The organism is Dactylosporangium sp. NPDC005572 (assembly GCF_040605515.1).
In the GTDB taxonomy this organism is placed as follows: domain Bacteria; phylum Actinomycetota; class Actinomycetes; order Mycobacteriales; family Micromonosporaceae; genus Dactylosporangium.
The window spans coordinates 1-22,072 of sequence record NZ_JBEXCY010000197.1; the positions used below are offsets into that span (position 1 = coordinate 1).

A 22,072-nucleotide genomic window follows, 5' to 3' on the forward strand; every position below is an offset into this window, starting at 1 on the left:
CCCGGGACATCCGTCCCGGGCCCACGACGCTGCCATCGTCGTCGTGGCAAGGGCCCGCGGGCTCCGCCCGCGCGGACGCCCGCGGTGGTCACCCCAGCGCGTCGCGGATCGACTCGGCCATCGCGTCCAGTTCGGCCCGCGTCGGCCGGCCGGGCTTGACGACCAGCTTGAAGCCGTCGCCCTTGTAGCGGGGCACGACGTGCAGGTGCACGTGGAACACCTCCTGGCCGGCGGCCACGCCGTCGGCCAGGAACAGGTTCACGCCGTCGTGGCGCACGACCCGGCCCAGCCGGTGCGCGACCCGCCAGACCGCGGCGCCGGCCGCCTCGTCCAGGTCGGCCAGGCCGACGGCGTGCCGGCGCGGGATCACCAGCAGGTGCCCGGGCGTGACCGGGTTGAGGTCCATGAATGCCACCACGTCGTCGTCCTGATGGACGAAGCTGGCCTCGGCGGCGCCGACGATGATGGCGCAGAAGATGCAGTCCATGGTCGAGCATAGAAGCATGGAGTCGTGAAGCTCTATGCCGACCGTGCCCCCACCGCCATCCGGCAGCTCCTCACCGACGTGCTGGTCGCCGCCTGGGTCTACGCCTGGGTCAGGCTGGGGATGACCGTGTTCGACCTCATCCAGAAGCTCGCCGTGCCCGGGCAGAAGCTCGAAGGCGCCGGCAACGGCCTGGCCGAGAACCTCAACTCGGCCGGCGACAAGATCAAGGGAGTGCCCGGCGTGCCCGACTCGGTCGCCGCGCCGTTCGCCAACGCCGCCGACGCCGCCACCTCGCTGGCCAACGCCGGCCGCGACCAGCAGGAGATCGTCGACGACCTGGCCTGGACCCTGAGCGTGGTCCTGGTGGTGGTCCCGGTGGCCCTGGTGATCCTGTTCTGGCTCCCGCTGCGGATCCGCTGGATGCGCAGGGCGGGCTCGGCGGCCCGGCTGCGCGGCGCGACCGCCGGCCGCGACCTGCTCGCCCTGCGCGCCCTGGCCACCCAGCCGATCGGCAAACTGGTCAAGCTGGACCCGGAGATCGCCGCCCGCTGGCGCCGGGGCGACAGCGCCGCGGTGGAGGCCCTGGCGAGGCTCGAGCTGCGCTCCCTGGGCCTGCGCGGCTGGACACCGCCCGACCCGGCGGAGGCGAGACAGGAGCTGGACCTGCGGAAATAGCCCGCAGGTCCAGCTCACACCCTCACAGGCGGCGGCGGACGTCCTCCTCCGTCGACGGACCCGGCTGCCACTCCGACGTCCAGGCACCCGCCAGCGGGGGCGCGATGATGCCCTCCTCCAGCGAGACGTACCGGCCCTGGAGCACCCGCTTGGCCGCGGCCGCCTCGATCGCGTCCACGTTGTGCCACAGGTCGTGGAACAGCGCCTCGACCCGCAGCGCCGCCTGCCGGCAGAACAGGTCGGCCAGCTCGACGCCCTCCGGGCGCTCGGCCTTCTCGGCGCGGGCCTTCACGCACGCGGCGGACATCGCGAACAGCTCCGCGCCGATGTCCACGATCCGGCCGAGGAAGCCCTGCTTGTGCTCCAGCTTCCCCTGCCAGCGGGCCATCCCGTAGAACGTCTCGCGGGCCAGCTTGCGCGACGCCCGCTCGACGAAGCGCAGGTGGGCCGCCAGCGGGCCGAACTCGCCGTAGCCGCCCGGCAGCTGGCCCCGGCCCGCCACCAGCGTCGGCAGCCAGCGGGCGTAGAAGCCGCCAGCCTTGCCGGCCGCCTTCGCCTTCGCGCCCAGCCGGGCCTCCGGGTCGATGATGTCGCCGGCGACCGAGAGGTGGGCGTCGACCGCCTCGCGGGCGATCGCCAGGTGCATGATCTCCGTCGAGCCCTCGAAGATGCGGTTGATCCGCAGGTCGCGCAGGATCTGCTCGGCCGGGATCGCGCGCTCGCCGCGGGCGGCGAGGGAGTCGGCGGTCTCGTAGCCGCGGCCGCCGCGGATCTGCACCAGCTCGTCGGCGACCTTCCAGGCCAGCTCACTGGCGTAGAGCTTCACCAGGGCGGCCTCGATGCGGATGTCGCTGCGGTCGTCGTCGGCGAGGCGGCAGGACACGTCGAGCATCGCCTCCATACCGTACGTCGAGCCCGCGATGAACGCGATCTTCTTCGCGATCGCCTCGTAGCCGCCGATCGGGCGGCCCATCTGGACCCGCTCGCCGGCCCACTCGCGGGCCACGTTGAGGCACCACTTGCCGGCGCCGACGCACATCGCGGGCAGCGACAGCCGGCCGGTGTTCAGCGTGCTCAGCGCGATGCGCAGACCCTGGCCCTCGCCGCCGATGACGTTCCCGGCCGGCACCCGCACGTCGTGGAAGCGGGTCACGCTGTTCTCCAGGCCGCGCAGGCCCATGAACGCGTTGCGCCGCTCGATCGTCACCCCGGGCGCGTCGCCCTCGACGACGAACGCGGTGATCCCGCCGCGGTGGCCCTCGCTCTTCGGTACCAGTGCCATCACCACGAACAGCGTGGCCAGCGTGCCGTTGGTCGCCCACAGCTTCACCCCGTTGAGCAGGTAGTCACCCTCCGGGGTGGGCACGGCCGAGGTGCGCAGGTTGGCCGGGTACGACCCGACCTCCGGCTCGGTCAGCAGGAACGCCGACACCTCGCCGGCGGCCAGCCGGGGCAGGAAGCGCTGCTTCTGCTCGTCGGTGCCGACCAGCTTGAGCGGCTGCGGCACGCCGATCGACTGGTGGGCCGACAGCAGCGCGCCGATCGACGGGTTCACCGACCCGGCGAGCGCCAGCGCGCGGCAGTAGTCGAGGTTGGTGAGGCCGAGGCCGCCGTACTTCTCGTCGATCTTCATGCCGAAGGCCCCCAGCTCGCCGAGCGAGCGGAGGACGTCGTCGGGGATGCGCGCGTCGCGCTCGATCTGCTGGCCGTCGACCTCGGCGGAGAGGTACGCGGCGAGCTTGTCCCGGAACTCGGCGCCGCGGGCCAGGCGGCCGGCGTCGAGCTCGGGCAGCGGGTCGATCAGGTCCAGGCGGAACCGGCCGAGGAACAGCTCCTTGCCGAAGCTGGGCTTGCGCCACTCGGACTCGCGGCTGGCCTCGATCACCTTGCGCGCCTCGCGCTCGGTGTGGACCGTCTGGGTCGGTACCTGCTTTGCGTCGGTGGTCGCCATGCCAACCCCCAAAGGCGGGTAACGCTTGATTACAGGCCAGGTTATTACCCGCCGGTAGCCACCGCCATACATCGAGCGATGATGGCATCCGCCACAGCCCCGGGCACCTGGTCGGGAATCCAGTGGCTCACCCCGGGCAGCGGCACGAACCGGTAGTCGGCGGCCACGTGGGACGCGCACCCGCGGGCCGCCGTGGCGCCGATCGCCAGGTCGTCGTCGCTCCAGACGTACGTGGTCGGCACGTGGCACCGCCCGATGCCGATGAGGTCACCCTTCGGGTTCATCGCGCGGTACCAGTTCAGCGCGGCGGTGAGCGCGCCCGGCTCCTGCAGCGGGCGGACGTACCGGTCGACGCCCTCGGCGGTGAGGCCGGAGCCGGCGAAGAGCGCGCGCATGCGGTGCGCGTCACCCTCCAGCAGTACCTCCTCCGCCTTCCCCGGCTGGCGGAACAGCTTGATGTAGGCGGACCGCTCGCGCTGGTCGGCGTCGAACAGGTAGGCCCGGGCCGTCGCGTGCGGGTGCGGCACGGAGACCGCGGTGAGCGTCCGGACCCGCGCCGGGTGGCGCAGCGCCACGTGCCACGCGCAGATCGCGCCCCAGTCGTGCCCCACCAGGTGTACCGCCGGAATCCCCAGCTCATCCAGGACCGCCACGGCGTCGAGCGCGCACTCGGTGATCCGGTAGGCCTCGACCTCGGAGGGCCGGGCCCCGGGCGAGGTGCCCCGCTGGTCCAGCGCGTAGGTGCGCAGGCCGGCGGCGTGCAGCAGCGGCGTGACCCCGGCCCACTCGCCGCTGTGCTGGGGGAAGCCGTGCAGCAGCAGGACCGGGGGCCCGTCCGGCGGGCCGCCCTCGACGACGTCGAAGACCAGCGATCGGGCCGTGATTTTCATGACCTGAGACTACGAGGAAGGAACATTCACTGTTACCTTCGGGAAACAACTGCACATCCGACAGGGGAGCGCACAGCGCTGAGAGTGCGGCGGCCGTGGAATCCGGCACCGCAGACCCTCGAACCTGATCTGGGTAATGCCAGCGCAGGGAGCTCGGTCACCTCACGCAACGCACCACGCCGTCCACCCGGGCTGCGTGGTGTCGCGTCTCCTTCTGGTTCACCCCCGAACTAGGAGGCATCCAATGCAGACCCGTTGGCGCACCGTCGACATCGTCGTCGCCTCGATCATCGCCGTGGCGTTCGCCGCGGTCTTCTACGCCTGGAACAACCTGTGGAACGCGCTGGACGGCTGGGCCCTGCCTTGGCGCGCGCTCATCTACGGCGTGTGGCTCGTCCCCGGCGTCCTCGGCCCGCTGGTGGTCCGCAAGCCGGGCGCCGGGCTCTACACCGAGGTCGTCGCGGCCTCCGTCTCCGCGCTGTTCGGCTCGGCCTGGGGCCTGGGCGTGGTGCTGTCCGGCCTGGTCCAGGGCATCGGCGGCGAGTTCGGCTTCGCCTTCACCGGCTACCGCGGCTGGCGGCTCGGCAACGCCCTCGCCGCGGGCGCGCTGGCCGGTGCGGGCGCGGCGCTGCTCGACCTCAACGTCTACTACGGCGCGTTCAGCCTGCGCGACAAGTGGCTGTACGCGGCGATCGTGGTGGTCAGCGGGGCCGTCGTCGCCGGGGCCGGCAGCTGGTCGCTGCAGCGGTCGCTGTCGAAGACGGGCGTGCTCGACCGGTTCCCGTCGGGCCGCGAGCGAGTGGCCGTCTGAGCACCGTCGTCTTCGAGGGGTTCGGGTGGCAGCACGCCGGGCGCAAGGCCTGGGCGGTCCGCCACCTCGACCTGCGCATCGAGCACGGCGAGCGGGTGCTGCTGGCCGGCGCCTCGGGCGCGGGCAAGAGCACGCTGCTCGCCGCGCTCGCCGGCCTGCTCGCCGAGGACTCCGGCGAGCAGGAGGGCCGGGTGCTCGTCGACGGGCGCCCGGCCCGGGAGATGCGCGGCGAGACCGGGATCGTGTTCCAGGACCCGCAGACCCAGCTGGTGATGAGCCGGGCCGGCGACGACGTCGCGTTCGGGCTGGAGAACCGGGGCGTGCCCGCGGCCGAGATCTGGCCGCGGGTGGACGCGGCGCTGGCCGCGGTCGGCTTCCCCTACGGCCGGGACCGGGACACGGCCGCACTCTCCGGCGGGGAGCAGCAGCGCCTGGCGATCGCCGGCGTGCTCGCGCTGCGGCCGTCGCTGCTGCTGCTGGACGAGCCGACCGCGAACCTCGATCCGCTCGGGGCGCAGCTGGTACGGACGGCGCTGGGCAAGGTGCTCCAGGACCTCGACGCGACGATGGTGCTGGTCGAGCACCGGGTCGCCGACGCACTGCCGCTCGTGGACCGGACGGTGACGGTCGGCGACTCGCCCGCGGACGCGGTCTGGGCGCCCGGGGTGTCGCTGCCGTCGCGGCAGGCGGTCTCCGCGGCCGGCGACGTGCTGCTGCGGGCCTCCGCGTTGACGCTTCGAAATACCGCAAACGTCGTCAATGTCAATATTCGTACCGGCGAGGCGCTCGCGGTGCTCGGGCCGAACGGCGCCGGCAAGTCCACCCTCGCCCAGCACCTGGGCGGGCTCACGAAGCCGGCGTCCGGCGGGGTCGCGGCGACCCGGGCGCTGGCCGGGGACGACGCCGCGAAGCCGCCGCACCGCTGGCGGGCCGCCCGGCTGGCCCGGCGGATCGGCTCGGTGTTCCAGAACCCGGAGCACCAGTTCGTCACCGACACCGTCCGCACCGAGCTCGCTCTCGGCGGCGCGCCGGCGGCGACCGTCGACGACCTGCTCGACCGGCTGCGGCTCGCCCACCTGGCGCTCGCCAACCCGTACACGCTCTCCGGCGGCGAGCAGCGCCGGCTCAGCGTCGCCACCGCGCTCGCGGCCGCGCCGTCGGTGCTGGTGCTGGACGAGCCGACGTTCGGGCAGGACCTGCGGACGTGGCGGGAGCTCGTGGTACTGCTGGCCGATCTGCGCGACGAGGGGCGGGCGCTGGTGCTGGTCACACACGACCCGCAGCTCGTCTCGTCGCTGGGCGACCGCACGCTGGAGCTGACTTGACCGGCTGGCTGGGGCGGCGCGACGCGGTCGCCAAGCTCCTCGCCGCGACGCTGCTGACCGCGGCCGTGCTCACCACCGTCGACCCGTTCGTCACCGCCGTCGCCATCGCCTGCGAGCTGGCGCTGCTGCCGCTCACCGGCCTGTCCCCGGGCACGCTGTGGCGGCGCGGCTGGCCGCTGCTGACCTCGGCGGTGTTCATCTTCCTGTTCACGGTGCTCCTCGGCGCCCGGGACAGCCCGGTGCTCGCGTCGGTCTGGGGGGTCGACGTCCGGGAGCACGCGGCCGGCTACGCGCTGCGGCTGGTCGCCGTCGGGCTGCCCGGGTTCCTGGTGTTCGCCACGATCGACCCGACCGACCTCGCCGACTCGCTCATCGCCCACCTGCGGGTCTCGCCGCGCTTCGCGATCGGCGCGCTCGCCGCGCTGCGGCTGGTCCCGCTGCTGACCGACGAGTACCGGCTGCTCGGCCTGGCCCGCCGGGCCCGCGGGATCGACGCCGGCTGGAACCCGGTCGCCCGCGTCCGGCTGTTCACCTCGACGCTGTTCGGGCTGCTCGTGGCCGCGATCCGGCGCGGAATCCGGCTGGCGACGGCGATGGAGGCGCGGGGGTTCGACCGCGGTACCCCGAGGTCCCCGGCCCGACCGGCACGTTTCGGCTGGAAGGACGCATTCGTGGTGGTAACTGGCGTGATGCTCGCCGCCGCGGTGGTCGCGCTGAAGTTCGTGCACACATAGGCAGATCGCTACCTGTTGTTCGTGAAGGCGGTCGAGATTCGCCCATGAGGACCATCAACACCGAACGGAGCCTCCTCATGGGCCACGGCCACCACCACCATCACCACGAGGACATGCCGCAGGCTGCCGGCGACGTCCCCGCGGTGCTCGACGCCTCGATCCCCGACAGCGAGCTCTCCCCCGCCGACGTGTCCCGCCGCGGCTTCCTGCGCCGCGCGGGCCTGCTCGGCGCCGCGGCCGCCGCGGGCGGCGCGCTCGCGAACGCGGGCATCGCCCACGCGCACGGCGACGACGACGACCACGGCGGCTTCGACGGCTTCGACCGCCACGGCCACGGCCGCCCGGTCTGGCAGAACTACAAGTGGCTCGCCGGCGACCACCACATCCACACGCAGTACAGCAGTGACGCCATGTACCGGGTCGTCGACAACGTGAAGCACGCGTCGGCGTTCGGCCTGGACTGGATGGTCATCACCGACCACGGCAGCGTCAACCACGCCAAGATCGGCGTGGAGAAGGTCAACCCGCAGATCCGCGAGGCCCGCGAGGACTTCAAGGACATGCTGGTCTTCCAGGGCCTGGAGTGGAACATCCCGGCCGCCGAGCACGGCACCGTCTTCGTGCACCCCGGTGCCAACGAGGTCGCCGTCCTCAAGGAGTTCGAGAACACCTTCGACGGCTCGGTCGTCGGCGCGGTCAACCCGGCGAACGTCACCGAGGCCCTCGCCATCGCCGGCGTGAAGTTCCTCGGCGAGCAGATCACCAAGCGCCGGATCCAGGACGCGCTGTTCCTGGCCAACCACCCGGCCCGCAACGGCATCGACTCGCCGCACGAGATCCGCGGCTGGCGCGACGCCAACCCGAAGATCGCCATCGGCTTCGAGGGCGCCCCCGGCCACCAGGCCGCCGGCATCCCGGCGCCGCTCGGCGGCGGCAGCGCCCGCGGCTTCTACGGCAACTCGCCGAACGCGAACTCGTTCCCCGGCTACCCGCTGGAGAGCTACCGCACCTGGGGCGGCTTCGACTGGATGACCTCCACCGTCGGTGGCCTCTGGGACAGCCTCCTCGCCGAGGGCAAGTCGTGGTCGATCACCGCGAACTCCGACTCGCACGTGGTCTACGGCGAGACGTCGAAGCGGCCGGCCGACACCGACTTCAACAAGAACGGCTTCCACTCGGACCCGGTCTACGGGCAGCCGACCAGCCTCACGCCCGGCGACTTCTGGCCCGGCTACTACAGCCGCACCCACGTCGGCGCGCGCAACTTCGGCTACGCCGCCGTCATGGAGGGCCTGCGGGCCGGCCGGGTCTGGGTCGACCACGGCGGCCTGATCAGCGGCCTCGACGTGACGGTCCGCCCGAAGGGCTCGCCGTTCGGCGTCACCCTCGGCGACTCGCTCGTCGTCCGCCGCGGCCAGTCGGTCGAGCTGGTCATCAAGATCCAGCTGGCGAACACGCCGAACTGGGCGAACTTCATCCCGGCGCTCGCCCGCGTCGACGTCATCCGCGGCGCCGTCACCGGCGAGGTCGCGGACAAGGACTCGTTCAAGTCCCCCGACACCAAGGTCGTCAAGTCGTTCGAGGTGAACAAGAGCACCGGCGAGGTGTCCTTCACCTACGACCTCGGCCGCGTCGACCAGGCCTTCTACGTCCGCGTCCGGGGCACCGACGGCAACCGCACCGCCCCCGGCTACCTGGGCGCCGGGATCGACCCGGTGGGCCCGGCGATCGACGTGCTCGGCGACGCCGACCCGTGGAAGGACCTCTGGTTCTACGCCAACCCGATCTGGGTCTACGGCAAGTAATGCCGTTCGACGATGTGCAGGCGGCCGACCACCACATCCTGGTGGGCGGCCGCCCCGCGTTCACGCACTTCGCGGGCGGCAAGGTCGAGGTAGGTTTCGAGCAGCCGCCGGAGGGTGCCCGGGCGGTACTGTTCGAGGGCTCGGCCCGGCTGGTCGGCACGATCCCGGTGGCGACGGTGCTGGCGGAGTCCGCGATCGACCAGGTGACAATCCTGGGCGGCGCCCCGGTGGTGCCGGAGATGCTGATCGACACCCGCGACTTCGTCCGCCCGATCTGGCGCGACGGCAGGTGGACGCTGGTGACGCAGTTCGCCCGAAACGGGGTACTGGTCCCGTTCGAGCCACCGTCCCAGACCCCCTGCTGCCACGACCACTGACGGCGCCGGCAGCACAGGCGTTGGTCGATCCCCTCTCGCACAACGCGACCACCTCGAGGCCAGATCGACCAACGCCCGTGCGCCTGCCTCAACCACCCACCCGGCCGCGCCACGCCGCGACGGCCGCCCTCTTGGACGGTGGGCGGGCGCAAAGCCGTGGGCACACTCGCCAGCGCGTGGGGCGCTGCGGGTGCTGTGAGCAGATCCCGCTGCTGCAAGCCGGCCAGCGCACCGGGGCGGGCGCATGGGGCGAGCGGGCGGGGCGGTTACGGGGTCAGGGTGGGGACCACCGGGTTGGGGATGGCGCCGCCGAAGCGGCGGTCGCGCTTGGCGTAGACCTCGCAGGCGTACCACAGGTGGCGGCGGTCGAAGTCGGGCCACAGCGTGTCGATCGAGACGAACTCGGCGTACGCCGCCTGCCAGATCATGAAGTTTGACGTCCGCATCTCGCCCGAGCTGCGGATCAGCAGGTCCACGTCCGGAAGGTCCGGTTCGTCCAGGTAGCGGGCGAACGTCTTCTCCGAGACCCGGTCCGCCTTCAGTTTGCCCGCGGCCACGTCCGCCGCGATGCGGGCCGCGGCGTCCGCGATCTCGGCCCGGCCGCCGTAGTTGACGCACATCGTGAACGTGAGCTTGTCGTTGTGGCGGGTGAGCTGCTCGGCGTACTCCAGCTCGTGGATCACCGAGCGCCACAGGCGGGGGCGGCGGCCGGCCCAGCGGACCCGGATGCCCATCTCGTGGAACTCGTCGCGGCGGCGGTGGATCGTGTCGCGGTTGAAGTTCATGAGGAAGCGGACCTCGTCCGGGGAGCGCTTCCAGTTCTCCGTCGAGAAGGCGTACGCCGAGACGTACTTCACGCCGAGCTCCAGCGCACCCTCGATCACGTCGAAGAGGGCCGCCTCGCCGGCGGTGTGGCCGGCCGTGCGGGGCAGGCCGCGCTGCTTCGCCCAGCGACCGTTGCCGTCCATGATGATCGCCACGTGCTGCGGGATCGCCTCCCTGGGCAGCGCGGGCGGGCGCGCACCGGTCGGGTGCTGCGACGGCGGACGGTAGTTGCCTTTGCTCACGAAGCGGTGTCCTTCCGGATTCGCGCGGTGTCGTCACGGTCGACCAGCGGAAGCGAGCGTAGCGCGCGTTCCAGGTGCCACTGCAGGTGTGCGGCCACCAGGCCGCTCGCCTCGCGGCGGAACACCGGCTCGCTCCCGTCGGCGGCCGGCCAGTCACCCTCCGCCAGGGCCGCCATCAGCTCGATCGTCGCAGGTGCCGGGTGGCCGGCGCCGGGCGGGCGGCAGTCCGGGCAGACGGCGCCGCCGGCCGGGACCGAGAAGGCGCGGTGCGGGCCGGGGGTGCCGCAGACCGCGCACTCGCGCAGCGCGGGCGCCCAGCCGGCGGCGCCCATCGCGCGCAGCAGGTACGCGTCGAGGACCAGGCTGCTCGCGTGCTCGCGCAGGGCCAGCGCGCGCATCGCCCCGAGCGTCAGGAGGTACAGCTTGAGCGACGGCTCCTGCTCGATGGGCGTGAGCCGCTCGGCCGTCTCGGCGATGGCGCTGGCCACCGTGTACCGCGGGTAGTCGTCCATGAGCCGCCGCCCGAACAGGTCGACGCCCTCGACCTGGCTGATCACGTCGAGCGACCGGCCCTCCATGAGCTGCACGTCGATGTGGCCGAACGGCTCGAGCCGCCCGCCGAACTTCGACGTCGTCCGGCGCACGCCCTTCGCGACCGCCCGGATCCGCCCGTGGTGGCGGGTGAACAGCGTCACGATCCGGTCGGACTCGCCGAGCTTCTGCAGGCGCAGCACCACCGCGTCGTCCCGATAGAGCCGGCCCCGGAACGCCATCTAGAACCCCAGGCGGCGCAGCTGCTTCGGGTCGCGCTGCCAGTCCTTGGCCACCCGGACGTGCAGGTCGAGGTAGACGCGGCCGCCGATGAGGTCCTCGATGGCGCGCCGGGCGCGGGTGCCGACGTCCTTCAGCCGGCTCGCCTGGTGACCGATGACGATCGCCTTCTGGCTGGACCGCTCGACGTAGATGTCGGCGTAGATCTTGGTCAGTCCGGAGTCCTCGACGAGCACCTCCTCGACCAGCACCGCGATCGAGTGCGGGAGCTCGTCGCGCACGCCCTCCAGCGCAGCCTCGCGGATCAGCTCGGCCATCAGCACGTGCTCGGGCTCGTCGGTGAGCATGTCGTCGGGGTACAGCTGCGGCGACCGCGGCAGGTGGCCGATCATGACGTCGACCAGCGTGCCCACCTGCGCCCCCGACACCGCGCTCACCGGCACGATGTCGGCGAACTCGCCCAGCTCCTGCACCGCGAGCAGCCGCTGCGCCAGGGTCGCCCGGTCGACCAGGTCGGTCTTGGTGACCACGGCGACCAGGGTGGCCTTCAGCTCGGCGATCTCGCCGCTGATGAACCGGTCACCCCGCCCGATCTCCTCGTCGGCCGGCAGGCACAGGCCGATGACGTCGGTCTCGCTCCAGGTCGAGCGGACCAGGTCGTTGAGCCGCTCGCCGAGCAGTGTCCGGGGCCGGTGCAGCCCAGGGGTGTCGACCAGCACGAGCTGGGCGTCGGGCCGGTGGACGACGCCGCGCACGGTGTGCCGGGTGGTCTGCGGTTTGGCCGACGTGATCGCGATCTTCTGACCGACGATCGCGTTGGTCAGCGTCGACTTGCCCGCGTTCGGACGGCCGACGAAGCACGCGAATCCCGCGCGATAGTTCTGCTGCACGATGGTTCAGCGTACTCAGACTTCCAGGCGCAACTGGCGGGGGCGCTGTGCAGGAGTCGTGACGGTGGTCCCCGCCGTCGCCACCTGGAGCTCGATCGTGCCCTCCACCAGGCCCCGCCCGGCCCCCCGCAGCGCGATCCGGCCGGGCATCAGCCGCGACAGCGAGGTCGGCACCGCGGTGCGCTGTTCGGTGGCCACCACCAGGTGCACGCCGACCGGCTTGCCCTCGGCGGCGACGCGCGTGAGGGCGTCGTTGAGCAGCGGGTCGTGGCCGTCGACGAGCACCAGGACCCGGGCGCCGTGGTGCTCGTCGAGGGCCGCGCGCTCGCGGACCAGGCTCTCGATCGTGCCGAGCAGTTCCAGCGCCTCCTCGCCGCCGACGCGGTACACCCGCAGCGCCCCGGCGTCGTAGGACCGCTGGAACGACGCGGCGATCGTGTCCAGCAGCGTGGTCTTGCCGGCGCCGGCCGGGCCGTAGACGAGCAGGTGGCCGAGCTCCTCCAGGTCGAGCTGCCAGACCTGGCGGGCCTGCGAGTTGGGCAGGTCGACCATGCCGATCGGGGCGGCGAACGCGGCGGCCGGCGCGGGGACCGGAAGCTCGTCCAGCGTGTAGGTCGGTGCGAGCGGCGGCTGCCAGGGGCGCGGCTGGTCCGGGACCCGGGCCTCGCGGTGCGCGGCGGCGATCGCCTCGGCGAGGCGCTGCAGGTCGGTGCGGTCGCCGTCGGCGGTCATCGGGGCGCCGGCGTCGGTGTCGAGGCCGGACTCGAAGCGGACCTCGGTGATCGTGGTCGGCAGCGCGCGGCGGCCGGCGGGCGAGCGGACCCCGCCGTACGCCACCTGGACCGGCTCCGGCTCGCCCCCGCTCAGCCGCACGAACGCGCGGCCGGGCAGCAGGGGCGAGAGGTGGGCGGCGTCGGGGCGCTCCAGCACCTCCAGGCTGTCGGCCTCCTCCTCGACCCGCAGGGCGATGCGGAGCCCGGCCTCGGCGCGCAGGTCGTCGTCGACCACGCCGTGCGGAGCGGCGGTCCCGAGCAGGAGGTGTACCCCGGTCGCCCGGCCCCGCCGGGCGAGCTCCCGCAGCCCGGGCACGAACTCCTCGGGCGCGGCGGCCATCTCGGCGACCACGACGAGCAGGTTGGCCGGCGCCGCGGCCGGGTGCTTGCGCTCCATCTCGCCGATGTCCTTCACGCCGTGCCGGCGCAGCACGGCCTCGCGGCGGCGCACCTCGGCGTTGAGCGAGATCAGCACCCGGCGGGCCTGGTGCTGGTCGGTCTCGGCAAACACGCCGACGGTGTGCGGCAGCCCGGCGCACTCGGCGAACGTGTCGGCCCCGGGCTCGTCCACGAGCACGAACGTGAGCCGGTTGGCGGGGTAGGTGGCGGCGAGCGCGGCGAGGTACGAGCGCAGCAGCCAGGACCGGCCCGAGCCGGCGACCCCGGCGATCAGCCCGTGCGGCCCGTCGCGGCGCAGGTCGACCGTGACCGGGCCGGCGCCGCCGAGCCCGATCGGCGCGGCGAGCCCGCGGTCGCGGGTCGACGGCACCCAGCGCTTGACGATCGCGCTCGGGGTGACCTCGGCGAGCCCGAGCACCTCGGCCAGCGGGGCCACCCGCGGTGCCGCGCCGCCGGCCGCGTCCCGGGTGGCGGCGAGCGCCCGGGCGACCCGGTCGGCGACCGTGAGGCGCAGGCCGTCGCCCTCGCGGGCCGGCACCCCGGGCGGCAGGTCCGCGGCCGTCGCCGCGCCCACGAGCAGGCTGATCCCGCCCCGCGGGCCCTCCTCGACCAGCCGGGCCAGGGCCTCCCCCGGTACCGCATCCGGGTCTGGAAGCACGACGACGACGTGCGGCGTGAACGCCTCGGCGATCGCGTGACGGCCGCGGCGGCGCTGGCGCAGGAGCGCCTCGACGAGCGCGAGGACCCGGGCCCGGTCCTCGGGCTCGGCGGCCACCGTGCGGGCGCCGGGCGCGATCGCCGCGGTCAGCGTGCGGGTGTGCGGCAGCCAGCCGGTCCAGGCCCACGGCCCGGCCCGCTCCGGGTCGCACAGCACCACCAGCGCCAGGTCGTTGGGGCGCACGAGGGCCGCGAGCTGGACGACCCACGAGCGCAGGACGGCGTCGCGGCCCGGGCCGGTCGCGCCGAGGGCGCCGAGCGCGCGGAGGTCGGCCTCGACCGGGACGTCGGGATCGACGGTGTACCGCTCGCGCAGCGCGGTGATCCGGTCGGCGTGCGCGGGGTCGAGGTCGCCGCCGGTCGCCGCCTGCTCGAAGCGCAGCCGGCTGGGGCGGTCGGCGGTGCCGAGGCGCAGCGTGAGGAAGTCGCGGTCGGCGGGGCGGCGGGGCGGCGCCTCGTGCCGCTCGGCGGCCCGGACGAGGTGGGCCAGGCTCGGCAGCTCGGCCCGCCGGGTGCGCACGACCGAGCGGTGCTTCACCGCCGCGTCGACCTCGGCCCGGTCCATGGCGGCGGCGAACTCGGCGCCGGGATCGGCCGGGCTGCGCCGGAACCGCCGCTTCCGCGGCGGCTGCGGCACCTCGGGCAGCCGCACCGCCTGCGGCGTCCCGACCGGCACGGACGGCACGGACGACACGGCCGGCACCTCCTCGACGGCGATGAGCGTGTCGCCGAGGCGCAGCAGCTGGCCGCCGGCCAGCGTCACGGTCCCGGTCAGCGGCTGCCCGTCGATCCGGGTGCCGGCCGGCGAGCGCAGGTCGGTGGCGGCCACCTCGTGGCTGCCGATGCCCAGGTGCAGGTGCCGGCGCCCGGCGGCGGGGTCGTCGAGCACCAGGTCGCCGCCGGGGTCGGTGCCGACGACGAACTCGCCCGGCGGCAGCGGCAGCCAGGCGCCCGCGTCCGGCCCGGCGACGACGAGCAGCTCGAAGCGGTGCTCGCCGGCCGGCGGCGGGACCGGCGGCTGCTCCGGCGGGCCGAGCAGCAGGACGTCGCCGCAGCGCAGGCCCTGCTCGCCGACGGGTCTCGCCGCGTCGAGCCGCTGCCCGGTGCGCTCGAGCCAGGCCCAGGTGGTCTGCTGGGGGCGGTCGGCCGGGTCGAGCGAGTCCAGGAACGCGGTGATCAGCCCGGCCACGGAGCCGGTGGGATCGGTGCGGATCCGGACCGTGCGGTCCAGGGCCACCGTCGAGTCCCGTCGCGCCACTCGCACGTCGATCAGCAGGTCCATCGACCGGCCCCTTCCTTCCCGCGCAGCATCACCCGACGTCGGTTTCCAGAAAGCCTGGTGGCGGGGCGGGCGCACTGCAGGGCTCCGCCCTCGACAGTAAGCGCCACGACGCCGAGTGATTCGCATCGACGCGCGCCAGGATTTCGCGCTATACGGCCTTAAAACGGGCGTACCGCCACATGGGTTACCCTCTCTTCGTGCGCGTCGCCATGTGGTCCGGCCCCCGCAACATCTCGACGGCGATGATGCGCAGCTTCGGCGCCCGTCCCGGGACCGCCGTCGTCGACGAGCCGCTCTACGCGCACTACCTGTCGTCCACCGGCCTCGACCATCCGGGCCGGGCGGCGATTCTCGCGTCGCAGCCGTCCGACTGGCGGGCCGCAATCGACGATCTTCTGGCGCCGCCGCCCCCGGGCGTCACCCTGCAGTACCAGAAGCACATGACCCACCACCTGCTGCCGCAGATCGGGCTCGACTGGCTGGGTTCGGTGACCAACGCGTACCTCGTCCGCCACCCCGCGAGCGTGGTCGCCTCCTACTCGAAGGTCCGGGGCGAGCCCACCCTCGACGACCTGGGCTTCCCGCAGCAGGTGTCGATCTTCCGGCGGTACCCCGGGCCGGTCGTCGACGCCGCGGACGTGTTGCGGGCGCCGGATGCGGTGCTGCCCGAGCTGTGCGCGGCGCTCGGGCTGCCGTGGGACCCGGCGATGCTGTCCTGGGCGCCGGGGCGGCGGGACACCGACGGGGTGTGGGCCCCGCACTGGTACGCGGCGGTCGAGGCGTCGACGGGCTTCGCCCCGTACGACCCCACGCCCCCGTCGGTGCCGCCGCGACTGGCCGGACTCGTCGAGGAGGCGCTGCCGCTCTACCTCGAGATGGCCGGGCACCGCATCAGATGACGCCGGTGGCGTTCGCCCGGGCGTGCTCGCGGTACAACTCGGCGATCTTGCGGGTCACCGGGCCGACCTCGCCGGCCCCGATCGGGCGGCCGTCGATCCGGGTCACGCCCGCGATCTCGCCCATGGTGCCGGTGCAGAAGACCTCGTCGGCCGTGTACATCTCGACCTGGGTGACGTCGCGGACCTCGACCGGGTAGGGCGCGATGCGCAGGACGGTGTCCCGCGTGATCCCCTCCGGGCAGGCGACCGCCCGCGGCGTGACGAGCGTGTCGCCGGTGACGGCGAAGAGGTGCGTCGCGTTCGTCTCGGCCACGAACCCGCGCGCGTCGAGCATGAGCGCGTCGTCGGCGCCGGCGACGTTGGCCTCCATCTTGGCCAGGATCGAGTTCAGCAGGTTGTTGTGGTGGATCTTCGGGTCGAGCACGTCGGGGCCGGGCCGCCGGACGCTGCTGGTGACGAGCGTGAGCCCGCTCGTGTCGTACACCGGCGCCTTGTGCTCGGCCAGCACGATCAGCGTGCAGCCGGCCCGGTTGAGCCGCGGGTCCATGCCGCTGGTGACCTTGACCCCGCGGGTCAGGGTCAGCCTGACGTGGACGCCGTCGCGCATGCCGTTGGCGTCGAGCGTCGCCCGGATCGCGGCCACGATCTCGTCGTCGGCCGGGATCGCCACGAAGCCGAGCGCGACGGCCGAGCGGCGCAGCCGCGCGAGGTGCGCCTCGAGCCCGTAGATGCCGCCGTCGTAGAGCCGAAGCCCCTCCCAGACGGCGTCCCCGCCCTGCACGACCGAGTCGAAGGGCGAGATGCCCGGCTCGTCGCGGTGCCGGAGCGTCCCGTTCACCCAGTAGCGCAGGTCGGCGTTGCGCTCGTCGTACCGCTGCAGCATGCTCAGTCGTCCCCGTCCGCTCGGTCTCCCAGTGCGATCAGGATCGCACGCAGCCCGTCGGCCGCCCCGGTGACCTGCGCCTCGGTCGCGGCGGCGAAGATCCGCTCCTGGGCGCCGGTGACGGCCCGGACGACCTTCTCGGCGACCGTGACGCCCTTGGGGCTGAGCCGCACCCAGGCCACCCGCGCGTCGGCGGCGTCCGCCTCCCGCTCGATCAGGCCGTCCTGCTGGAGCCGCCGCAGCACGTTGCTGATCCCGCCGGAGGTGAGCAGCAGGCCGCTGGCCAGCGCGGAGGGCTTCATCGCGTAGGGCTCCCCGGTCCGCCGCAGCGCCGACAGCACGTCGAAGTCGGCGCTCGTGAGCCCGAGGGCGGCGGTCTCGTTGCGGACCGCCTCCTGCAGCCGCCCGGCCAGCCGGTGAATGCGCTTGCCCAGGTCCATCGCCGGCGACACGGTGTCGGGCAGCTCCCGCCGCCACTCCGCCACGATGCGGTCGACCTGGTCCCTCGGCACGGGTTGAAGCCTAACCCCTGCCATGATAGCTTTCGGAAAAGCTTTTCGAGAGAGGATCTCTGGCATGACGAACATCGTGGTGGCGTTCCACAGCGGCTACGGCAACACCGAGCGCGCGGCCCGGGCCGTCGCCGCCGGGGCCGGTGCGGACCTGGTGCGGGTGGACACGATCGACGCCGGGGGCTGGTCGCTGCTGGACGCGGCGGACGCGGTGGTCTTCGGCTGCCCGACGTACATGGGCGGCCCGAGCGCACCCTTCAAGGCGTTCGCGGACGCCACGTCGGGCATCTACGCAAACCGCTCCTGGCAGGACAAACTGGCCGCGGGCTTCACCAACTCGGGCTCGCTGAACGGCGACAAGCTGGCCACGCTGCAGTACCTGGCGCAGTTCGCCGCCCAGCACGGCATGCAGTGGGCGCCGCTCGGGCTGGGGTCCGTGGCGGAGAACCGGCTCGGCGCCTACCTGGGGCTGATGACCCAGTCCGCCGACGGCGTGACCGACCCGGCCGACCTGGCGGCCGCCGAGTCGTTCGGCGCCCGCCTGCGGCTCCTGGCGGCACGCTGGACGGGGAGCCTGACCGCCGTCAGTCGGTGACGGTGGCGAAGACCGTGGCGTCCGGGGCGGCCAGGTGGATCGGGGCCGCCGGGGAGACGTCGCGGACGGCCGCGTGACCCTGACCGTCCAGGGACGACGCCTCCGTCACCACCGCCGCGGCCTCCAGTTTGGTAGCGCCCGAGGCCACCGCGCTCGCAACCGCGAGCTGCAGGGCCGTCAGCGAGAGGGACGGCAGGGCGACGGAGGCCGCGTTGTACGTGCGGCCGTCGCCGTCGCGCACCGCCGCGCCCTCGACGGCCCCGATGCGGGCCCGGGCCGCCCGGGCCAGCGTCACGAGCTTCGCGTCCTCGGCGGACAGGTCAGGCATCGGCGTGCTGCCTCTCGTTCTCGGCGGTGTCCGCGTCCTCGTCCGCGGGCTCGGCGCGGCGGACGAGCAGCGTGTCGATGCGGTTGCGGCGGCCGGCCGTGCCCTCGGCCACCAGGACCAGGCCGCCCACGACCGCCGTCGCGCCCGGGATCGGGACCCGGCCGAGGGACTGGGCCAGCAGGCCGGCCACGGTCTCGACCTCGTCGGCGGGCAGCTCGACGCCGAACAGCTCGCCCAGGTCCTCGATCGGCAGGCGGCTGGTGACCCGGACCGCGCCGTCGGGGAGCTCCTCGACGGGCGGGCGCTCGCCCACGTCGTACTCGTCGGTGATCTCGCCGACGATCTCCTCGAGGATGTCCTCGATCGTGACGAGGCCGGCCGTCCCGCCGTACTCGTCGATGATGATCGCCATGTGCACCCGGGCCGCCTGCATCTCGCGCAGGAGGTCGTCGACCGGCTTCGACTCCGGCACGAAGGTGGCGCTGCGCATCACCTGGGCGACCGGCATCTCGGCCGCGCCGCTGTCGTCGCCGGCCGTGCGGCGCACGAGGTCCTTGAGGTACACGATGCCGAGCACGTCGTCGACGTTCTCGCCGACGACCGGGATGCGGGAGAAGCCGCTGCGCATCGCGAGCATCATCGCCTGGCGGACGGTCTTGTGGGCCTCGATCCACACCATCTCGGTGCGCGGGACCATGACCTCGCGGGCGATCGTCGTGCCGAGCGCGAAGACCGAGTGGATCATCTCGCGCTCGCCGTGCTCGACGACGCCCCGCTGCTCGGCCAGGTCGACCAGCTCGCGCAGCTCGATCGTGGTCGCGAAGGGGCCCTCGCGGTAGCCCTTGCCGGGCGTCACCGCGTTACCGATGAGGATCAGCAGGCGGGCCAGCGGGCCCAGCGCGGTGCCGAGCCACCGCACGAGGGGCGCGGCGAAACGGGCCACGTTGTACGCGTGCTGGCGGCCCATCGTGCGCGGGGCGACGCCGACCACCACGAAGCTGACGACGGTCATCGAGGCCGCGGTGATCAGCGCCGCGAGCCAGTCGCGGTCGCCGCCGACGGCCGCGGCCGTCACCAGGGCGACCAGCGTGGTCGCGGTCAGCTCGCAGAGCAGCCGCAGCAGGAGCAGGAGGTTGATGTACCGCGCGGGATCGGCCGCGATCACCTGGAGCGCGTTGGCGCCGGGCCGGCCCTCCCGGGCCAGCTCGTGGGCGCGCGCCGGCGACACCACGTTGAGCGCCGCGTCGGTCATCGCGAACAGGCCCGCGAGCACGACCAGCCCGGCGGCCGTGGTCAGGAGCGTCACGTCACTCAACGGGTCACGACTTTCGCCAGCTCTCGAGGAGACGCGCCTGGAGACCGAACATCTCGGCCTCCTCCTCCGGCTCGGCGTGGTCGTAGCCGAGCAGGTGCAGCGTGCCGTGCACGGTCAGCAGCGCGAGCTCGTCGATCGTCGCGTGCCCGGCGGTGGCGGCCTGCTTGGCGGCCACCTCCGGGCAGAGCACGATGTCGCCGAGCAGCGCCGGCTCGCCGCCGCCCTCGCCGGGCCCGTGGTCGACGCTGCCCTCGTCCATCGGGAACGCGAGCACGTCGGTCGGGCCCTCGCCGTCCATCCACCGGTGGTTGAGCTCGGTCATGTACTCCACGTCGACGAGCAGGATCGACAGCTCGGCGAGCGGGTTGACCCCCATCTCGTCGAGAGCGTGCCGCGCCACCGCCAGAATGGTGTCGGAGTTGACGTCGACGCCGGACTCGTTGGCGATCTCGATGGACAACAGGGCTCCTGACTCCGTCAGCGTCGTCGCCCGTGCCGGCCGCCCTGTGCGGCACGGTCCGGGACGGCGCGCACCGGCTGGTCCGCCTCCTGCGCTTCGTCCCACCGGGCGTAGGCGTCGACGATCTCACTCACCAGCCGGTGGCGCACGACGTCTGCGCTGCCGAGCATGGCGAAGTGCACGTCTTCGACGCCGTCGAGGATCTCACGGACCACTCGGAGCCCACTGCGGGTCCCCCCGGGCAGGTCGATCTGCGTCACGTCACCCGTGACGACGATCTTCGAACCGAAGCCCAGGCGCGTCAGGAACATCTTCATCTGCTCGGGCGTGGTGTTCTGGGCCTCGTCCAGGATGATGAAGGCGTCGTTGAGCGTGCGGCCGCGCATGTAGGCCAGCGGCGCGACCTCGATCGTCCCGGCGGCCATCAGCTTCGGGATGGACTCCGGGTCGATCATGTCGTGCAGCGCGTCGTAGAGCGGCCGCAGATACGGGTCGATCTTGTCGTAGAGCGTGCCGGGCAGGAAGCCCAGCCGCTCGCCGGCCTCGACCGCCGGGCGGGTCAGAATGATCCGGTTGACCTGCTTGGCCTGGAGGGCCTGGACGGCCTTGGCCATGGCCAGGTAGGTCTTGCCGGTGCCGGCGGGGCCGATGCCGAACACGATCGTGTGCTGGTCGATCGAGTCGACGTAGCGCTTCTGCCCCAGCGTCTTGGGCCGGATCGTGCGGCCCCGGCGCGAGAGGATGTTCAGCGTCAGCACCTCGGCCGGCCGCTCGGTGGTGTTCTGCTGGAGCATCCCGACGGTGCGCCGGACGGTGTCCGTCGTGAGGGTCTCGCCCTTGCGGACCAGCTCGATGAGTTCGCTGAAGATGCGCTCGGCCAGCGCGTTGTCTGCGGCCGCGCCGGTGATGGTGATCTCGTTGCCCCGGACGTGCACGTCGCTCTGGACGGACCGCTCGACGAGCTTGAGAATCTCGTCTCCGGCGCCGAGCAGCCTGACCATCGTGTGCGGGTCGGGAACCGTGATCTTGCTGATGGCCCGCACGGGCTGCTCCGACGACGCTGCCGTGGGGGTTGGGGTCTCGGTCATACCTTGGCCGCGGTGGGCCTCAAGCACCTGCTTCCGGGCTCGCTCGTGTCCTGGCTCTTCATGGTATCGGCTGACCGCCCGCATGGCCTTTCCCATTTTCCCCGTTTCGGTTCGGCCGAAGAGGCCACTCGTCGCCAAACGCCCTCCGCGTGCCTCTCGGTGCTGGTAAGGAGGCAGATGACCGATTCTCGCGAGGAGGCCCAGCCATGGTCGAGCGCATGGGGTACATCGACGGAGAACCCTGCTGGGCGGACGTGGTGGCTCCCGACGTGCCGGCCGCGCAGTGGTTCTACCAGGCGGTCTTCGGATGGACGTTCGCCGACACCGGGGCTGACTCCGGCCACTACACGATGTGCCTGAAGAACGGCCGGATCGTGGCCGGGATGAGCCCGCCGATGCCGGAGACCGGGACGATGCCGGCGGCCTGGAGCCTGTACCTCATGTCACATGACCTGGCGGACACCGCCGACCGGGTCGACGAGTACGGCGGCAGGATCCTCGTCCCGCCGATGGAGATCCCGCAGAACGGCCGGATGCTGTTCGCGACGGATCCTTCCGGCGCGACGTTCGGCGCGTGGGAGCCGGGCCTGCACACCGGCTCGCAGCTGTTCGACGAGAACGGCGCCCTGTGCTGGGCCGAGGTGAACACCCGCGAGCCGACCGTGACCGACTTCTTCTACCACGGCCTCTTCGGCTACCGGCAGACCCGCATCGACGGTGGTTGGGAGCGGTTCGACTACTCCGCGTGGAGCATCGGCGGGGCCGACCCGGTGGCCGGCCGGCTGACGATGACCGCGGCGTGGGAGGGGGTCCCGGCGCACTGGATGGTGTACTTCGCGACCGACGACACCGACCGGGCGGCCGAGCGGGTGGCCGCGGCCGGCGGCCAGGTGCAGCACGGCCCGTTCGACTCGCCGCACGGGCGCATCGCCGTGGTGGTCGACCCGAACGAGGCCGTGTTCACGCTGATCAGCCGCTAGCCCCAATGCCGTTCAGTTAGGTGTGGGTGTGGCTGGTCAAGGGGTGTGTTGATCGTGA

At 73.0% G+C, this 22,072-nt stretch carries 22 protein-coding genes and 1 riboswitch; of the genes, 9 read left to right on the forward strand and 13 right to left on the reverse strand.

Translation table 11 applies throughout. From position 1 onward, the window contains the following. Positions 1 to 88: 88 nt before the first annotated feature. A complete protein-coding gene (locus ABZS66_RS49225; protein WP_354769980.1) occupies positions 89 to 487 on the reverse strand; it encodes an HIT family protein in 399 nt (132 codons plus the stop codon). Between the two features lie 24 nt (positions 488 to 511). On the opposite strand from ABZS66_RS49225, the gene ABZS66_RS49230 reads away from it, so the two are divergent. Further along, a complete protein-coding gene (locus tag ABZS66_RS49230) occupies positions 512 to 1,162 on the forward strand; it encodes a hypothetical protein (RefSeq protein ID WP_354769981.1) in 651 nt (216 codons plus the stop codon). A 22-nt stretch (positions 1,163 to 1,184) separates the two neighbouring features. On the opposite strand, the gene ABZS66_RS49235 is transcribed toward ABZS66_RS49230, so the two are convergent. Both ABZS66_RS49235 and ABZS66_RS49240 read right to left on the reverse strand, forming a co-directional pair. Then, positions 1,185 to 3,113 carry an acyl-CoA dehydrogenase family protein gene (locus ABZS66_RS49235; protein WP_354769982.1) on the reverse strand — a complete coding sequence of 643 codons (1,929 nt, stop codon included), beginning with the start codon at positions 3,111 to 3,113 and terminating at the stop codon, positions 1,185 to 1,187. 44 nt (positions 3,114 to 3,157) lie between these two features. Next, positions 3,158 to 4,003 carry an alpha/beta hydrolase gene (locus tag ABZS66_RS49240; protein WP_354769983.1) on the reverse strand — a complete coding sequence of 282 codons (846 nt, stop codon included), beginning with the start codon at positions 4,001 to 4,003 and terminating at the stop codon, positions 3,158 to 3,160. A gap of 52 nt (positions 4,004 to 4,055) precedes the next feature. Then, positions 4,056 to 4,172: riboswitch (TPP riboswitch) on the forward strand. Positions 4,173 to 4,247: 75 nt separating this feature from the next. Between ABZS66_RS49240 and ABZS66_RS49245 the strand changes: the two genes are divergently transcribed. The 5 genes from ABZS66_RS49245 to ABZS66_RS49265 are packed head-to-tail and all read left to right on the forward strand — an operon-like array spanning position 4,248 to position 9,055. Next, on the forward strand, positions 4,248 to 4,814 hold the full coding sequence (locus tag ABZS66_RS49245) for an ECF transporter S component (protein WP_354769984.1): 567 nt from the start codon (positions 4,248 to 4,250) through the stop codon (positions 4,812 to 4,814). Continuing rightward, a complete protein-coding gene (locus ABZS66_RS49250) occupies positions 4,811 to 6,139 on the forward strand; it encodes an ABC transporter ATP-binding protein (protein ID WP_354770000.1) in 1,329 nt (442 codons plus the stop codon). The genes ABZS66_RS49245 and ABZS66_RS49250 overlap by 4 nt, the downstream gene beginning before the upstream one ends. Further along, a complete protein-coding gene (locus ABZS66_RS49255) occupies positions 6,136 to 6,873 on the forward strand; it encodes an energy-coupling factor transporter transmembrane component T (protein WP_354769985.1) in 738 nt (245 codons plus the stop codon). Before ABZS66_RS49250 ends, ABZS66_RS49255 begins: the two co-directional genes overlap by 4 nt. 44 nt (positions 6,874 to 6,917) lie before the next feature. Further along, the gene (locus tag ABZS66_RS49260) at positions 6,918 to 8,678 is read left to right on the forward strand and encodes a PHP domain-containing protein (protein WP_354769986.1); all 1,761 of its coding nucleotides are present in this window, start codon (positions 6,918 to 6,920) and stop codon (positions 8,676 to 8,678) included. Continuing rightward, positions 8,678 to 9,055 carry a hypothetical protein gene (locus ABZS66_RS49265; RefSeq protein ID WP_354769987.1) on the forward strand — a complete coding sequence of 126 codons (378 nt, stop codon included), beginning with the start codon at positions 8,678 to 8,680 and terminating at the stop codon, positions 9,053 to 9,055. Before ABZS66_RS49260 ends, ABZS66_RS49265 begins: the two co-directional genes overlap by 1 nt. 266 nt (positions 9,056 to 9,321) lie before the next feature. Here the strand turns inward: ABZS66_RS49265 and ABZS66_RS49270 are convergent, their stop codons facing one another. Genes ABZS66_RS49270 through ABZS66_RS49285 form a run of 4 tightly spaced genes read right to left on the reverse strand, consistent with a single transcriptional unit; the run spans position 9,322 to position 14,954 of the window. Continuing rightward, the gene (locus tag ABZS66_RS49270; protein ID WP_354769988.1) at positions 9,322 to 10,122 is read right to left on the reverse strand and encodes an isoprenyl transferase; all 801 of its coding nucleotides are present in this window, start codon (positions 10,120 to 10,122) and stop codon (positions 9,322 to 9,324) included. Then, the gene (gene recO, locus ABZS66_RS49275; protein WP_354769989.1) at positions 10,119 to 10,895 is read right to left on the reverse strand and encodes a DNA repair protein RecO; all 777 of its coding nucleotides are present in this window, start codon (positions 10,893 to 10,895) and stop codon (positions 10,119 to 10,121) included. Before recO ends, ABZS66_RS49270 begins: the two co-directional genes overlap by 4 nt. Then, the gene (gene era, locus ABZS66_RS49280) at positions 10,896 to 11,783 is read right to left on the reverse strand and encodes a GTPase Era (RefSeq protein ID WP_354769990.1); all 888 of its coding nucleotides are present in this window, start codon (positions 11,781 to 11,783) and stop codon (positions 10,896 to 10,898) included. Positions 11,784 to 11,798: 15 nt separating this feature from the next. Continuing rightward, entirely contained in the window at positions 11,799 to 14,954 is a 3,156-nt protein-coding gene (locus tag ABZS66_RS49285; RefSeq protein WP_354769991.1) for an FtsK/SpoIIIE domain-containing protein, read from the reverse strand. 197 nt (positions 14,955 to 15,151) lie between these two features. Here ABZS66_RS49285 and ABZS66_RS49290 point away from each other — a divergent pair, with 197 nt between their 5' ends. Next, on the forward strand, positions 15,152 to 15,853 hold the full coding sequence (locus ABZS66_RS49290) for an HAD family hydrolase (protein WP_354769992.1): 702 nt from the start codon (positions 15,152 to 15,154) through the stop codon (positions 15,851 to 15,853). On the opposite strand, the gene ABZS66_RS49295 is transcribed toward ABZS66_RS49290, so the two are convergent. Then, on the reverse strand, positions 15,846 to 16,736 hold the full coding sequence (locus ABZS66_RS49295) for an aminotransferase class IV (protein WP_354769993.1): 891 nt from the start codon (positions 16,734 to 16,736) through the stop codon (positions 15,846 to 15,848). The genes ABZS66_RS49290 and ABZS66_RS49295 overlap by 8 nt on opposite strands. A gap of 2 nt (positions 16,737 to 16,738) precedes the next feature. Further along, the gene (locus ABZS66_RS49300) at positions 16,739 to 17,248 is read right to left on the reverse strand and encodes a MarR family transcriptional regulator (RefSeq protein WP_354769994.1); all 510 of its coding nucleotides are present in this window, start codon (positions 17,246 to 17,248) and stop codon (positions 16,739 to 16,741) included. 64 nt (positions 17,249 to 17,312) lie between these two features. Between ABZS66_RS49300 and ABZS66_RS49305 the strand changes: the two genes are divergently transcribed. Beyond that, the gene (locus ABZS66_RS49305) at positions 17,313 to 17,843 is read left to right on the forward strand and encodes a flavodoxin family protein (protein WP_354769995.1); all 531 of its coding nucleotides are present in this window, start codon (positions 17,313 to 17,315) and stop codon (positions 17,841 to 17,843) included. On the opposite strand, the gene ABZS66_RS49310 is transcribed toward ABZS66_RS49305, so the two are convergent. Genes ABZS66_RS49310 through ABZS66_RS49325 form a run of 4 tightly spaced genes read right to left on the reverse strand, consistent with a single transcriptional unit; the run spans position 17,833 to position 21,034 of the window. Beyond that, positions 17,833 to 18,171, reverse strand: coding sequence for a cytidine deaminase (locus ABZS66_RS49310; protein ID WP_354769996.1), 339 nt, complete (start codon positions 18,169 to 18,171; stop codon positions 17,833 to 17,835). The two genes, ABZS66_RS49305 and ABZS66_RS49310, sit on opposite strands and share 11 nt — an antisense overlap. Continuing rightward, positions 18,164 to 19,486 carry a hemolysin family protein gene (locus tag ABZS66_RS49315; RefSeq protein WP_354769997.1) on the reverse strand — a complete coding sequence of 441 codons (1,323 nt, stop codon included), beginning with the start codon at positions 19,484 to 19,486 and terminating at the stop codon, positions 18,164 to 18,166. Before ABZS66_RS49315 ends, ABZS66_RS49310 begins: the two co-directional genes overlap by 8 nt. Positions 19,487 to 19,490: 4 nt before the next feature. Then, positions 19,491 to 19,946, reverse strand: a complete 456-nt coding sequence (gene ybeY, locus ABZS66_RS49320; RefSeq protein ID WP_238019148.1) for an rRNA maturation RNase YbeY — start codon at positions 19,944 to 19,946, stop codon at positions 19,491 to 19,493. A gap of 17 nt (positions 19,947 to 19,963) precedes the next feature. Further along, positions 19,964 to 21,034 carry a PhoH family protein gene (locus ABZS66_RS49325; protein WP_354769998.1) on the reverse strand — a complete coding sequence of 357 codons (1,071 nt, stop codon included), beginning with the start codon at positions 21,032 to 21,034 and terminating at the stop codon, positions 19,964 to 19,966. Positions 21,035 to 21,240: 206 nt separating this feature from the next. Here ABZS66_RS49325 and ABZS66_RS49330 point away from each other — a divergent pair, with 206 nt between their 5' ends. Further along, positions 21,241 to 22,014 (forward strand): VOC family protein, encoded by a 774-nt coding sequence (locus ABZS66_RS49330; RefSeq protein ID WP_354769999.1) that lies wholly within the window; start codon positions 21,241 to 21,243, stop codon positions 22,012 to 22,014. The last annotated feature ends 58 nt before the right edge of the window (positions 22,015 to 22,072 follow it).